This window comes from Caldithrix sp. (genome assembly GCF_056497305.1).
Window position 1 is genome coordinate 1 of record NZ_JBSMDE010000213.1, and the last position, 14,949, is coordinate 14,949.

At 46.8% G+C, this 14,949-nt stretch carries 13 protein-coding genes; 12 read left to right on the plus strand and 1 reads right to left on the minus strand.

The window, feature by feature from the left end; translation table 11 throughout:
• The 7 genes from ACWB0I_RS17425 to ACWB0I_RS17455 all read left to right on the plus strand — a co-directional run.
• A partial coding sequence (locus ACWB0I_RS17425) for a helix-turn-helix domain-containing protein (RefSeq protein WP_479389366.1) occupies nt 1–227 on the plus strand: 227 nt, incomplete at its 5' end.
• Nucleotides 224–1,615: a sensor histidine kinase gene (locus tag ACWB0I_RS17430; protein WP_479389367.1), complete on the plus strand. Its 1,392-nt coding sequence runs from the start codon at nt 224–226 to the stop codon at nt 1,613–1,615. The genes ACWB0I_RS17425 and ACWB0I_RS17430, both read left to right, overlap by 4 nt.
• 17 nt (nt 1,616–1,632) lie before the next feature.
• A complete protein-coding gene (locus ACWB0I_RS17435) occupies nt 1,633–2,307 on the plus strand; it encodes a 3-keto-alpha-glucoside-1,2-lyase-like domain-containing protein (protein WP_479389368.1) in 675 nt (224 codons plus the stop codon).
• 158 nt (nt 2,308–2,465) lie between these two features.
• Nucleotides 2,466–4,616, plus strand: a complete 2,151-nt coding sequence (locus tag ACWB0I_RS17440; RefSeq protein ID WP_479389369.1) for a carbohydrate binding family 9 domain-containing protein — start codon at nt 2,466–2,468, stop codon at nt 4,614–4,616.
• Nucleotides 4,617–4,827: 211 nt separating this feature from the next.
• Nucleotides 4,828–6,090 carry a TolC family protein gene (locus tag ACWB0I_RS17445; protein ID WP_479389370.1) on the plus strand — a complete coding sequence of 421 codons (1,263 nt, stop codon included), beginning with the start codon at nt 4,828–4,830 and terminating at the stop codon, nt 6,088–6,090.
• Nucleotides 6,091–6,422: 332 nt separating this feature from the next.
• Complete coding sequence (locus tag ACWB0I_RS17450; RefSeq protein ID WP_479389371.1) at nt 6,423–7,346, plus strand: efflux RND transporter periplasmic adaptor subunit; 924 nt, start codon at nt 6,423–6,425, stop codon at nt 7,344–7,346.
• On the plus strand, nt 7,343–10,387 hold the full coding sequence (locus tag ACWB0I_RS17455) for an efflux RND transporter permease subunit (protein ID WP_479389372.1): 3,045 nt from the start codon (nt 7,343–7,345) through the stop codon (nt 10,385–10,387). Before ACWB0I_RS17450 ends, ACWB0I_RS17455 begins: the two co-directional genes overlap by 4 nt.
• Before the next feature lie 50 nt (nt 10,388–10,437).
• Here the strand turns inward: ACWB0I_RS17455 and ACWB0I_RS17460 are convergent, their stop codons facing one another.
• Nucleotides 10,438–10,575 carry a hypothetical protein gene (locus ACWB0I_RS17460; RefSeq protein WP_479389373.1) on the minus strand — a complete coding sequence of 46 codons (138 nt, stop codon included), beginning with the start codon at nt 10,573–10,575 and terminating at the stop codon, nt 10,438–10,440.
• Nucleotides 10,576–10,722: 147 nt separating this feature from the next.
• Here ACWB0I_RS17460 and ACWB0I_RS17465 point away from each other — a divergent pair, with 147 nt between their 5' ends.
• The 5 genes from ACWB0I_RS17465 to ACWB0I_RS17485 all read left to right on the plus strand — a co-directional run.
• Nucleotides 10,723–11,331 carry a peroxiredoxin gene (locus ACWB0I_RS17465; RefSeq protein ID WP_479389374.1) on the plus strand — a complete coding sequence of 203 codons (609 nt, stop codon included), beginning with the start codon at nt 10,723–10,725 and terminating at the stop codon, nt 11,329–11,331.
• Nucleotides 11,332–11,391: 60 nt separating this feature from the next.
• Nucleotides 11,392–12,450, plus strand: coding sequence for a TolB family protein (locus ACWB0I_RS17470; RefSeq protein WP_479389375.1), 1,059 nt, complete (start codon nt 11,392–11,394; stop codon nt 12,448–12,450).
• Nucleotides 12,451–12,743: 293 nt separating this feature from the next.
• On the plus strand, nt 12,744–13,442 hold the full coding sequence (locus tag ACWB0I_RS17475) for a diacylglycerol/polyprenol kinase family protein (protein WP_479389376.1): 699 nt from the start codon (nt 12,744–12,746) through the stop codon (nt 13,440–13,442).
• A 69-nt stretch (nt 13,443–13,511) separates the two neighbouring features.
• On the plus strand, nt 13,512–14,201 hold the full coding sequence (locus tag ACWB0I_RS17480) for a hypothetical protein (RefSeq protein WP_479389377.1): 690 nt from the start codon (nt 13,512–13,514) through the stop codon (nt 14,199–14,201).
• A gap of 161 nt (nt 14,202–14,362) precedes the next feature.
• Nucleotides 14,363–14,949, plus strand: a 587-nt coding sequence (locus tag ACWB0I_RS17485) for a response regulator (RefSeq protein ID WP_479389378.1), incomplete at its 3' end; no start/stop codon positions are given.

Genomic DNA, 14,949 nt, shown 5'->3' on the forward strand with positions numbered 1-14,949 from the left:
AATTCGATCTGTTAGAATTTTTACTGCGTAACCAGGGGCAGGTTGTTACGCGGCAAATGATTGCTCATGAAGTCTGGCAAACCGTGGAACGGGCAACGCCCATTGACAATCTGATTGATGTGCACATTGCTCGCCTGCGTCGTAAAATCGATGATCCATTTCCTGTAAAATTAATTCACACCATCCGCGGGCTGGGATTTGTGCTGTCGGAGGAGGCGCCCCAATGATCGGTTTGTTAAAAAATGTGCGGGCTCGCCTTACACTGTGGTACCTGCTGGCCATTAGCGTCATTCTTTTGTTTAATACCGTACTGGCGGTTTCCTTGTACTATTTTAACCTGCAGCGCAATCTGGATGAAGAACTGGAAGACAATTACGAAATACTGGAAAATTTAATTCAATTGAATGCGGATGGCGACGTGCGTTTTGATGAAGATGAAGAACCGTTTTTAAGAGAAACCTGGTTCGAAATCTGGTCGGCAAGTGGTCAAAAACTATTTGTTAGCTGGCCCAATAGCTCCAGCAAGTTACCGCCTTTTAAGCGGGAGCACACTGAATCCGGTGGATTCCATTTTGCTACACTTCGTCTGGAAGATGGTTCCAGAGTGCGCATCATGCAGGGCCGCGTGAACATTGACGGGCAGTGGTTGTACATTCGCTTGTTCAAGAATGAAGCTTTTCTGTGGCGTGAAATTTACGCCTTTCTTAGAATTCTGTTGCTGGTTTTACCTTTTTCCCTTCTAATCGCCGGCGTGGGCGGTTATTTGTTAAGTAGAAAATTGTTAAAACCCATCGATCAGATGGCTGAAAAAGCCCGTAAAATAAGCGATGAAAATTTGCAGGAACGATTGCCGGTGGTTAATGCCGAGGATGAATTGGGAAATCTGGCCATTGCCTTTAACGAATTGTTGGAGCGCCTGGAAAAATCGTTCAAACGTTTAAAGCAGTTCACTTCCGATGCCGCCCACGAATTGCGCACCCCGCTTACCGCTATCCGCAGCATGGGTGAAGTGAGTTTACAGGAACCCCATGATGCTACCTATTACCGCAATGTCATCGGCAGTATGCTGGAAGAGAACCGACGTTTAATCAGTTTGGTGGAAAGTTTATTGTTTCTTTCCAGGGCAGATTCACAAAACATTCCGATACACAAAGAAATGCTACCTCTGTTTCTCTTTCTGGAACAAACCATCGACTTTGTTCAGCCGCTGGCTGAGGAAAAAGAGCAACAAATTATTCTGCAGGGAGATCGTAGTATTAAAATACAGGCCGATCGCGATCTGTTACGCGAAGCCTTATTAAACATACTGGACAACGCGATAAAATATTCTCCGTCGCAGAGCGATATTGTAGTTGAGCTTAAACAATCGAATCATAAGGTAACCATAGCGGTCAAAGACCAGGGGCCGGGCATTCCTGAAGCAGATCAGGATAAGATCTTCAGAAGATTTTTTCGTGTGGACAAAGCCCGCTCGCGCTCCATGGGAGGAAGCGGCTTGGGGCTGGCCATTGCCCTATGGGCGGTTCAGGCTCAGGGGGGCACGATTGCGGTGCAAAATAACCGACCGCATGGGGCGATTTTAACCATTACTCTAAATAAACAAACATTGTCGTAGGTAGAAGGAGGAATCCCATGAAACGTTTCATTTTTCTGGCCGTCATGGCCGTAGGCACTGTTTCATTTATGGCTCTGGCCGCAGACAATCCAGCTCAGAAAACCCTTGTGCTGGATTTTGAGAATGTGCCAGTCGGTAAATTGCCTTCGGGCTGGAAAGTGCAGGCAACCAATCCGCGGGATGGGCTGGCTGTCTGGCAGGTGACTGAGGACAGCACTGCCCCTTCCGGTAACAGGGTATTGGCCTTAATCGATGCCAGCCATTCTTTTGGCAGTACCTTTAACCTTTGCTGGACCGATGCCGTCACATTCTTGGATGGCGAACTCTCGGTCAGGTTTAAGGCCAATAGCGGCCAGGAAGATCAGGGCGGAGGCCTGATCTGGCGCGTTAAAGATCGCAATAATTACTACATTGCCCGTTACAATCCGCTGGAGGACAATTTTCGAATCTATTACGTGAAAAATGGGTTGCGGCGCATGTTGGCCAGTGCGCGTCTGCATCTTGCAGCCCATGTTTGGCATTCCATGAAAATTACCGTGCATGGGCAGCAGTTTGAAGGTTACCTCAACGGCAAAAAACTTTTAAGTGTGACCAGCGATGTCTTTAACGAAGCTGGGGGAGTGGGCCTGTGGACCAAAGCGGATGCCGCCACCTCTTTTGATGATTTTAAAGTGGTCATTCAAAAGCCGTAAGGACACCATGGCTTAAGCTTACATTATGACCTGGTATCTGATTTTAGCAATTTCTGCCATTTTGGGAGGAGTTCTATTGCTGAAAATGTGGGTTCAATCGTAGGTTACAGTAGTCTGGAGCCTTATCGACTGTCTGCTAAAATAAGGAGTTGTTTTTAATGGTAAAGGCGTATGTTCTTTTTCTGATCATGATTTCTATTGGTTTGCTGTTGGGCCAAACACAAAACATGACCACGCTTCATGCCTTAAAAATCAAGGCGCACATCAAGGTCGATGGTTTTTTAAATGAAGCGCCCTGGCAGAAAGCGCAACACATTTCCAATTTTACGCAACGGGAGTTGAATGAGGGACAGCCTTCTACAGAGCGTACAGAAGTTGCGGTTCTGTTCGATCGTAAAAATTTGTACATTGGCGTATGGTGTTTTGATTCCGATCCCCAGAATTTGATTGTACAAAGCATGAAGCGCGATTTTAGATATTCCACCGATGATAATTTTAAAATAGTGCTGGACACCTATCACGATGCGCGCAATGGTTACCTATTTATTACCAATCCGGCCGGCGCCCGATTTGATGCTCTTATTCAGAATAATGGCGATCGCGTAAACGAAGCCTGGGATGGCGTCTGGAATGTAAAAACCCGAATCACGGATCAGGGCTGGTTTGCAGAGTTTGAAATCCCTTTTTCCACATTAAAATTTAAGAGTAGCGATGAACAGGTCTGGGGCATTAATTTTGAACGTAACATCCGACGCAAACGGGAGCAGGTTTTGTGGCAGGGCTGGACACGAGACAGCGAGCTGGAACAGGTGAGTCGGGCCGGTACCCTACTGGGCATTACCGGCGTGAATAATGTAACCTTAATCGAATTAAATCCCTACGGCATAACAGGCTTTGAGACGCCTCGAAGCAGCAAGGTTAATGGCAAACTCAATGCCGGCGCCGATTTAAATTATTTGATCACACCGAATTTAAAATTGAATCTGACAGCGAATACCGATTTTGCTCAGGTGGAGTCGGATCGAATGCAAGTCAATTTAACGCGTTTTTCTCTTTATTACCCTGAAAAACGCGGCTTTTTCTTAGAAGGTAAAAATTATTTTGATTTCGGACTGGGGCACAATACTCAACCTTTTTACAGCAGACGCATCGGCCTGACCGAAGAGGGGACTACCATTCCCATTTTGGGCGGGGCGCGGCTTTTAGGAAAGATCGGAGCGACAACCCTGGGCGCCATGAGTTTGCAAACTGCACGTGAAGATTCAATCCCTTCAACCAATTACACGGTTCTGCGCTGGCGCCAGGATGTGCTGAAACAATCTACGATTGGCCTTATTGGCGTGGGCAAAATTGAACCTCATCGCCAAAATATGGTGTATGGTACGGATTTTCTCTATTCTACTACTTCTTTGTTTGGCGACAAAAATTTCAGCCTGGGAGGCGCTCTTGCCCAGAGTTACACATCCGACCGTCCGGATAAAACCGGCTTATCCAGTCGTATTGTCATCGATTTTCCCAATGACTTTATTGATTTTTCTGCCATTTGGGACCGATCGGATGTCCATTTTAATCCGGAAACCGGATTTCAACGGCGTACCAACTACCAGATGTACATGGCCGATTTACGAATTATGCCGCGGCCCAGGTTTATTCCCTGGATTCAAAAATTTGTTTTTAAACCCTTTGATTTCAATTACTACATTGACGATCAAACCCATCAGCTGCAGAGTTTATGGTCCGAATTCCGTCCTTTGGGTTTTACCACGAAAGACGGCGATTTTTTTGAAGGCAATATTCAACGCCGAGCCGAAAAGTTGACCGAAGATTTTGAAATCCATGAAGGCGTGATCATCCCGCCAGGAGAGTACTGGTTCACGCGATACGAATTGCAATATGGCTCATTCCGTGGAAAACCCTACCACTATTTTGTTTTTCTCAATTGGGGGCCCTATTACAATGGACAACGGACGGAATGGGCCGTACGCAATGTGTACCAGATCGATCGCCATGTTTCGGCCAGCGTCGATTATTCCCAGAATTTTATTTCGCTGCCCGGCGGCCATTTCATCGTTCAGGAATTAAGCGGGCGTCTGGATGTTTCGCTTAATCCGGATCTGTTTGGCAGTGTGTTCGGGCAATGGAACAATGATGATAATGAAATATTGCTCAATTTACGGCTTAACTGGATTCCAAAACCGGGAACGAATTTCTATTTTGTAATCAATCAAAACGTCGATACTGGCCATAAGAGATGGGCGTTGAGCAATACCACGCTCCTGAGTAAATTGGTCTGGCGCTTTGTATTGTAAAAAAATTTAAGATTGGGCGTTGTCTCCTTGGATATTCCGCTCCGGTGCTGCTCGAGATTTGACGTAATTAGTAGATGTTTAAGAATGACAGGTGGGTTGAAAGGGATTACAAATAAAATGGCTGCCGATTTAACAGCAAGAAAGCGTAGTCAAACGGTTTGTTGGCTACACTCGTTTTCCTGCCCGGAAAATAAGAGCCGAGGAGAATGAAATGATGCGTAGATATTTTAGAAGGCTCCAGGTCTTTGTGCTGCTCACTGGTGTGCTGGTGTCTTTAGCCGGTGGACAGGCGGTTTCTTTAACGGAGTGTCTAAAGCGGGCCCAGCAGTTTAGTTATGTCTTAAAAGCGGCCCGACGTCAAACCCAGGCGGTGCAAAAAGAGGCGCAATTAAACAGAGCGGCAAATTTGCCTCAGATCAGCGGAGTACTGGAGGCTCAAAACCATCGCCTGAGCGATTACGGCTTTTTACAGCAATCAAGCCTGGTGCAGGCGGACTGGGCCCTGGGCTCCTTTCTTTTAAAAACCGAACAGAGCCTGAAACAAGAAGCATTGGCACAGGAGCAGAACCAGTTGTCTTTACGCTTACAAATTGCTGCCCAAACCGTAGACCTCTTTGTCGAAGCCTTAAAACAGGAAAAAATTTTTACCTTATTGCAGGAACGCCTGAAACGCATGGAAATGCATCGTCAGGTGGCCAGGGCTCTTTGGCAGGCTGGCAATAAAACAGAGCTGGACGTACTGCAAACCGAAGCTCAGATTTTTAAATTAAAAGAAAAGATCAGTCAGGCCCTGAATCAGCGCCGTAAAGCCATTCAGGAACTGGCGCTGTTTATCGGCTGGCCGGATGGAAAGCAATTGAAGTTGCAGTCCATTGCTGCCGAACAGATTTCAGAACAACCGCTACCCGACCTGAATGAAGTGCGCTTGGAGGGGCATCCATTGTTAAAGATGTTGCAACTAAAGCAACAGGCCATCGGATTGCAAAAGAAAAGCATCCGGGCCGGGCAGCTCCCGCATTTACAATTGAGCGCCGGTTTTATTGTTGATCGCGACCCAACGGCAGATGGGAACTACTGGTTGGCGGCCGCAGGCATTCAGTTGCCCATTTTCAGATGGAATACTACCGGGCTGGCCATGGAAAAAGTGGAAGTGCAACAAATGCGTTTACTGAATGAGCGACAGGCTTTGCAACGTCGTTTAAAAATCGAAGCCCGTAAATTGCGCATCGAGTTGGGTAATTTAAAGAAGATTTTAGAATTTCAGAAGGCGCGTCGGCAAAAAAGCGCACAGGCTCTGCAACTGGCACGGGCCAATTACAAAGCGGGCCTCATTACCAATCTGGAGTTTCTGTCGATTCAGGAGGAGCAAACCCATTCGCAGATTGAAGTGCAAACAACGCAGTTAGCATTTGCCCGAACCTTAGCCCATTTCTTGTTGATTACCAATCAGCAGGAAAGAATGGAAGGCTGGTAAAAGGTTATCTGTAATCATGGAGTTTGTCTCGCATTCCACCCGGGAAAATTTGAAAATAAGCGTTCAGAGGTCAAACCGAAGTCTATTGATTCGGGAAAGTTTAATTAGGAGGTTTGTCTTGACACAAAGAACGTTATTGCCAGTGTCCAGAATGTTTAAACACAGCGTGTTGCATAATGTACTTGAATGTCATTTTGAATCCCGATTTTTGGGGTGAGAAATCTGATTGTTTCAACGAGAATAAAAGATTACTCGTCTTTCCGATTCTCGGGACTCAATGACCTTAAAATTAACATTTTGCAAACGCTATTTAAAAGAAGAATGGAGCAGAAATGAGAGTCAGGATTTTACCTTTCATTGTTCTCAGCCTTTGGTTTTGGACCTGTCAAAACGAGCGCCCGGCACACCTTGCCAGGCAGGCGGTTCAGCTGAAAGTCACAACAGCGCCGGTGCAGCGCGCCGATATGATCGATACGGTTCGTTTTTACGGTCAGGTTGCTTTGCGGGACGAAATTTTACTCTCTTCACAATTTGACGGTCGGTTAAACGATTTTCATTTATATCTTGGCGATCGGGTGCGTCAGGGGCAGCGAATTGCCGAAATCATTCCGGCCCAGCGTGAGGCGCTGATGCAGGTTCTGCCCAACATTGATGCCGACTTGAGGCCGGTACTGGAAAAGCAGATGCGTACGATTCCTTTGATCAGTCCTTTAAACGGTACGGTCTTGAAGTTGTATTTGCACAATGGCGATGTCCTGCAAAAAGGGCAGCCTATCGTGCAGATTGGTAATTTAGATGTTCTAAATGTCATCGGCGAATTGCCGGTTCATGCGCTGCCACTGGCTCAAAAACAATCGGCCATTCAGGCGCGTTTTATTGATTTTCCTCATGGGGCGCTTGTTTTGCCCGTGGAAGCCATTGGCGGCCGGGTAAACCAGCAGACGCAAACCATACCTGTTCGCCTCGCTCTTTCCAATCCGGAACACCTTTTCAGACCGGGATTACGTGTTTTACTCTCTTTTCCCGGCCAGGTGCATCGTAACGCCCTGGTCATTCCGCGCAGCGCTTTGCTGGAGAAGGAAGGCGTTTACAGCGCTTTCACGGTCCAAAATGGTCGGGTTATAGAGCGCGTTTTAAAGATCGGTTTAAAGCAGCCCCAACGCGTAGAAGTTCTTGCCGGGCTGCATGATGGCGAGCTGGTGGTGACAAAAAAAGCCTATTCCCTGGTGGACGGCATGGAGGTGCGTTTAGAATGAACAGGCTGTCTCGCTTTACCCTTGAAAATAAGAGTGCATTGCTTTTTAGCGCGTTGTTTCTTTCGCTTATTGGATTTTATTTGATCTATAAAATTCCGGAAGGTGTGTTTCCGGATGCGGAATTTCCCCGCATTGCAGTGATGGTGGACTACGGATTAGCGCCCTTAAAAGAGATGGAGATGGAAATCGCCAAACCCATCGAAGAGGCCATGATGATGGTTGAAGGCGTTCGTACGGTGCGCACCTCCATTAGCCGCGGCTCAGCGGAAATTAATGTGGATTTTCAATGGGATCAGGACATGTTCCGTGCCTACCAGCTGGTACAGGCTGCGGTCAGTGGCATTCAACATCAGTTGCCGGCCGGCATCCAAATAGAAGTGCGCCGCTTTACAACCAGCACCTATCCGGTGGCCGGGTACAGCCTGACATCCGATAGCCTCAATCTTTTGCAATTACGCGATCTGGCTGTTTATGTGATTAAACCTCAATTAGCGGCTATTCCAGGCATATTCAATATAGAGGTGATGGGCGGACATCAACGCGAATATTGGGTAAACATCGATCCTAAAAAGATGATCGCCTTTGATCTGGATTACCGTCAGGTAGAAGAAGCCCTGCGTAGGGCAAATCAGCAAAATTTTGTCGGACGTTTAAACGAGAGTCACAAACTCTATTTGAACATTGCCGACAATCGGTTTCAGAATATTGAAGATATTAAAAATACGATCATTGGTTACCAGGGGAATACGCCGCTTCTGCTAAGCCAGATAGCCAGGGTAGAACCGGCTGTAAAAGAGACCTTCATTGCCTGCGAAAGCGATTTAAAGCCTGCCGTCCTAATTACCATCATTAAACAGCCCAAAACCAATGCCGTAGAAATCATGCGACAGGTACAGGATAAATGGCAGGAACTGCAAACCGTTCTTCCGCCGACTGTAAAGGTAAGCAAATGGTACGATATGAGCGACTTTATTCAGCGTTCGATTAACAGTGTGCGTGATGCCATGATTATTGGCGCTTTGCTTACCATGTTGATCCTGTTTTTGTTTCTGCGCCGCGTGCGCATTACTCTGGTGGCGGTGATTATTATTCCTGTGGCCCTATTGATTAGTTTTATTTTCATTAAATTATTGGGATTGAATCTGAATTTGATGAGTCTGGGGGGGCTGGCGGCGGCGATTGGCATTCTGGTGGATAACGCCGTAGTGGTGGTCGAGAACATTGAACGCTACCTGGAAGAAGGCCATGCACGGTATGAAGCGGTGGTCAGGGCGACCGCTGAAATCATTCCTCCCCTGTTGGGGGCAACCCTGACCACCCTGGTTGTTTTCATTCCTTTAATTTTTCTAACGGGCGTGCCCGGCATCTTTTTCAGGGCTCTGGCTTTAACTCTGGCCATTGCCATCTTCGTTTCTATGTTGCTGGCCGTCTTTCTGACTCCGGCCCTGGCGGTTGTATTCATTTCCACCAGGCCCAAGCAACCTGGCCGATTTCTGCCACATTTAATCTCTGTGCAGCAAAGAGGGTTGCGCTTTTTAATCCGGCGCCCCTGGGTTACGCTTCTGTCCATGCTTTTTCTGGCCCTGGTGGCTCTGGCTTTTTACCTGCGCATTCCATCCGGCTTTTTGCCGGAATGGGACGAAGGTACCATTGTCCACGATTACCTGGCGCCGCCGGGCAGTTCCATTGAGGGCACCAAGAGCATGCTGAAAGATATTGCCCAGTTCATCATGAGTATTCCCGATGTGGAAACCTACTCTTTGCGCACAGGGCGGAGCCTGGCCCATCCCCGTACGCACGCCAATGACGGCGATTTTGTAATCAATTTAAAAAAGAATCACAAACGTTCTTCCTTCGAAATCATGGATATGATTCGCGCTTTTGACCAGGCCCATGAACCGCGTCTGGAGCCAGAATTGTTCCAGGTGCTGCCCGACCGACTGAATGATCTGTCCGGTGAAATTGCTCCCATTGTCATCAAAATCTTTGGGCAAAATCTAACACTTTTGCACGAAGTGGCCACTCAGGTAGCCCATGTGCTGGAGCAAATACCCGGCGCTGTGGATGTTTACAAAGGCTTTTCGCCCGGTGAACCGGAATTGACTGTACGCGTAAACGCACAGGCGGCCAAACGCTTCGGGCTTACCGTGGAAGAAGTACACAAAGCTGTGCGTTTTGCATTGTGGGGCGATGTGGCCACCAATATGATGCAGGGCCTGAAAATGATTCCTGTGCGCGTGCGCTATCCCAAAGCCGATTTTGAACACATAGAAAAAATACGTCACTTACCCCTCTACTGGCCTGGAATCGGGCGCCCCGTTGAATTGCAAGAACTGGCGACCATTGAGAAAATTCCGGGTAAAAGCGATATTGAACATGAAAATCTGGTTCAGGTGATCAATGTTAAGGCGCATATTTCCGGGCGGGATCTGGGCAGCATTATCAGAGATACAAGGCAAAAATTAGCCGGCTTACCGCTACCTCCGGGCATTACGCTGAAAATTGCCGGACAATACCGCAGCCAGCAAAGGGCATTTCATGAATTACTGCTGATTTTGTTGTTTGGCGCCTTGCTGGTTTACACCATTTTGCTTTTTGAATTTAAATCGTTTCAAACGGCGGCCGTTATTCTGGTGGGCACGATTCTTTCGGTCAGCGGTGTTTTTTTGATTTTGTGGATGACCTCCATTCCGCTTGACATTTCTGCTTTTATGGGCATGATTATGATTTTGGGCGTGGTAGTGAATAACGGCATTCTCTTTATTGATTACACGGAAAAGTATTTGCAGAACAATCCGCATCTGCAAGAGGCCTTGCTTATGGCTGGTAAGGTACGGTTTCGCCCGATTCTGATGACCACCCTGTCGACCATCTTTGGGTTTTTACCCCTGGCTCTGGCTCTGGGTGATGGTTCTGAAATGTTACAGCCCCTGGCTGTGTCGATGATTGGCGGGATGAGCCTGAGCATGGTTCTTTCTCTGCTCATTATTCCAGCTCTCTATTGGTTGGTGAATCGCAATAAAGCGTTTAAAAAGGTATGAACAACTAAGGCCGCACAGCCGCCTTTAAAAAACCGCAGAGGGCGACCGTCCTACGGCCTGACAGGCCAGTCTGGCAGCACCAGCCTGACAGGCCCGCCTGGCTGGCGCATCCGGACAGGCCCGCCAGTCTGGCAAAGCGCAGCCTGACAGGTCTGGCCACCGGACAGGCCATTCAACAATTCAACCATTCAACTCTTCTGTTTGGAAGGTCTCCTCCCCCGACGGTATTAGGTGCGAAAAATTTTTTTTTAAAACTGGAATAATTATTATTTAAGTATCGTTTCCCATTCCTATTTTGTGGTAGAACTATTAAATAAAAAGAAAGGAGATTTACGATGTCTGCACAGATTGGTAAACCAGCCCCTACTTTCACGGCTACGGCCGTTATGCCGGATAATTCATTTAAAGAAGATTTTAAACTGGAAGATTATCGCGGTAAATACGTGGTCGTTTTCTTTTATCCGCTGGATTTTACCTTTGTTTGTCCTACGGAGATCCTCGAGTTTAACAAATTTTTACCTGAATTTGAAAAACGTAATGTTCAGATTATTGGCGTTTCTACCGATTCACAGTTCAGCCATCTGGCCTGGAAAAACACCGATTTGAAAGATGGCGGAATCGGTAATATTAAGTATCCGCTGGTTTCGGATTTTACCAAACAGATCAGCCGTGATTATGGCGTTCTGATAGAAGAAGAAGGGGTTGCCCTGCGTGGTTCTTTCTTGATCGATAAAGAAGGTGTGTTACAGCACATGGTGGTCAACAATCTGGCTCTGGGCCGCAACATCAAAGAGATGATTCGCATGGTCGACGCGTTACAACATTTTGAAAAGTACGGCGAAGTTTGTCCGGCGGACTGGGAAGCCGGTAAAGAGGCCATGAAAGCGGATCCGCAGGGTGTTAAAGAATTCCTCAGCAAACATGCGGATGAATTTTTAGGTTAATCATTTTTTTCTTACATTAAAGGCGTACGTTGTACGCCTTTTTTTTTAGTAGGAGGAAATATGAAACAATTAATTCTTTGGAACCTGTTTGGTTTTGTTCTTTTAATAACTTTGAATTCCTGTCAACATTCCGCCTCGAAGTCATTGGTTTTCCCGGGTGAAAAGCATCTCAAGCATGTACGCATGCTCACCCATGAAGGGGAAAATGCGGAGGCCTATTTTAGTTTTGATGAAACGCGCTTGATCTACCAGACTACCCACGGGGATATTCAGTGTGATCAGATCTTTATTATGAATCTGGATGGTTCGGGAAAGCACATGGTCAGTACAGGTAAGGGGCGCACGACCTGTTCATATTTTTTGCCGGGTGATCAACAGATTCTTTACGCTTCTACCCATGGCGCGGATGAAAATTGTCCACCGCCTCCTGATTTATCCAGAGGGTATGTCTGGAAAGTTTACAATACGTACGATTTGTACATCGCCAATGTGGATGGTTCGAATCCCCGGCCCTTTTTACCGGCGCCCGGCTACGATGCCGAAGCTACGGTTTCGCCCAAGGGCGACAAAATTGTGTTTACCTCGCAGCGCAACGGCGATCTTGATATTTACACCGTCAATATCGATGGTACAGATTTAAGGCAGTTGACCAATGAACTGGGCTACGACGGCGGGCCTTTTTTTTCCTGGGATGGGAGCAAAATTGTCTATCGGGCCTACCACCCCAAAACCGAGCAGGAGATCCAACGCTATCAGGAATTATTGAACGAAGAATTAATCGAGCCTAATAATTTTCAACTTTACGTTATGGATGCCGATGGCAGCAACAAACGGCAAATTACACATAATAAATTTGCCAATTTTGCACCTTTTTTCCACCCGGACAATAAACGAATTATTTTCTGTTCCAACATGGGAGATGAACACCATTCCCTACGTGATTTCAATTTATGGATGATCAATGAAGACGGCACAGGTCTGGAGCAGATCACTTTTTTTAAAGGGTTCGACGGCTTTCCCATGTTTACACACGACGGCAAGAAATTGGTCTTTTGCTCCAATCGCTTTAACAAAAAGAAAGGCGACACCAACGTCTTTATTGCGGACTGGGTGGAATAAGGGATTGGGCCTGCCAGTGGAAGGTGGGCCTTAGCCCCTGATCCCATCTTCCGTATAACGGGCGGGTAATTAAGGGGCCAGTGTGATGGTTTCTGCCCCGGCTGCATGACGGCCGACAGGCAGCACGGATTTACATTCTTTCTTGCGGGAAATTTTCTCTGCTTTCTCTGTTTCCTCTTTTACGCTCCATTCAAGCCCTACCCAGATGGTTTTGTTACAGCCAGCCTGCCTCAGAATTTGGATTTTTCCGCTATTTGTTTAAATTTGAGAGAAATCAGGTAACAGGGGGAACTATGTTTACAACCAATGATTTTTGGGGGCTTTTGTTTTCTTATGTGTACGCTTTTGCTCTTTTAATTGTCATTGAGCGCCTGGCAAAAAAGTTTGGTTGGCCGCAATTTGTCAGCCGCAAACTCATCCACATTGGCGCCGGAATGTGGGTCTGGGCGATTGTGTTAATCTTTGACCACTGGTATTGGGGCGTGGTGCCTTTTGCCACGTTTATTGGTCTTAACTACCTGTTTTACCGGCAACGCACGTTCAGCGCCATGGACGGAGAAAAGGAGAGTCCGGGTACCGTGTATTTTGCTTTTTCGATTACGGTTTTGTTTTTGCTGGCCTGGCGAAACCAGCCGGATGATCAGTTGTACCTGATCTTACCTCCCATAATGGCCATGACCTGGGGAGATGCCATGGCCAGTTTAATCGGTAAATACTGGGGAAGGCGCCTGTTTAAATTTCGGGGACTGGAAAAAAGCGTTGAAGGCTCCATCGCTATGTTTGTGTTCAGTACGCTGGCTATCTGGGGCACCTTACTGGCCTTACAATATTTTAATTTAAACATTCATGTCCAAGCCATGAATCCCTTTTACCTTTTAGGCAAGAGTCTGATCGTGGCCTCTGTTCTGACAGGTGTTGAGGCCATTTCGCCATTCGGCACCGACAATCTGTTTGTGCCTTTAATCGGGGCCAGTCTGTTGTATTTGATCTAACGAGGTGTGTGTCCGATCAAGAAGAAGCGCCATCTTAAACATAAGAATTAATTAATGGAGTAGTCGTGCATGACCGATCAGGAATTGCAAGAGCTGTCTCAGGAAATCGTTACCGAATTAATCGGTAAAAAGAGGGTAAAACTGGAGGCGCGATTTTACAAAACGCGTTCATTAAATCATAAGATAAAATTGGAGCGGGGCAGGATCTATCTTCAATTGGCAGAGACCATTCGCGGAGCGCCCCACAAAATCATTCGTACGCTGATTATTATTTTGATTTTAAAGTTGTACAAATACAGGGTCGATCGGCGGCTCTACGGTATTTACCGCTCCTATCTGAAAGAAAACGTGCATTTGCTGCCTACCGTTCGTAGTAAGCAGCCATCGTCTAAATACACGGCCCTGGGGCGCTATTTTAATCTGGATGTTCTGTTTGATGAAGTGAAGGCCCAGTTTTTTACAGAAGACTTAGTCAAACCCAAACTGGGCTGGAGCCTGCGAAAGAGTTACCGCAGGCTGGGATTTTATTCGGCCGACAAAAATTTACTGGTCATCAGCCGTATTTTTGACTCGAAGCAGGTACCCGAAGAAGTGGTTCGATATCTGCTGTTTCATGAGATGCTGCACATGGTCATCCCGGTGGTCACGGTCAATGGGCGACGGCGCGTCCATCCTCCTGAATTTCGTAAGCGGGAAAAGAGCTTTCCCCATTACGAGAAAATCCAGAAATGGCTCAAAGCCAATCTACAAAAACTGTAAATAGCAAATTGTGCCTTTTGGCCCTTTTACGAAAAAGCCCGTAAAAGCGAAACGATATTCTGATTGTTACTTCCACCTTTTCTGAACAAAATTTAAGAAAAATTTATGTTTTTCATGCCCATAAATTTCTTATTATTGTGCATTGATCAGAGGGACAAAACATGCGCATATTAATCATTGAAGATGAACTCAAGGTAGCTCACGCGCTAAAAGAGGGCTTAACCAATGAAGGGTACCAGGTGGACGTGGCCCATTCCGGTGAAGAAGGTTTTTACCTGCTGAATACCACGTATTACGATTTACTGTTGCTGGATTTAATGTTGCCCGGTCGGGATGGGCTCGAAATTCTGAAAACCATTCGCCAGAAAGGAATGTCCTTTCCGGTTCTGGTGCTTACGGCGCGTGATGCTGTTGAAGATCGGGTTAAAGGCCTGGACAGCGGAGCGGATGACTACCTGGTTAAGCCCTTTGCCTTTGCGGAATTGTTAGCCCGCATTCGCGTCCTATTACGACGCACACGCAACGACAATATGCTGCGTTTATTGCTGTCCGATCTGGAAATGGATCTGGTGACGCGCAAGGTAAAACGGGGTAATGTGGAGATTAGTTTGACAGGCCGTGAATTCGATCTGTTAGAATTTTTACTGCGTAACCAGGGGCAGGTTGTTACGCGGCAAATGATTGCTCATGAAGTCTGGCAAACCGTGGAACGGGCAACGCCCATTGACAATCTGATTGATGTGCACAT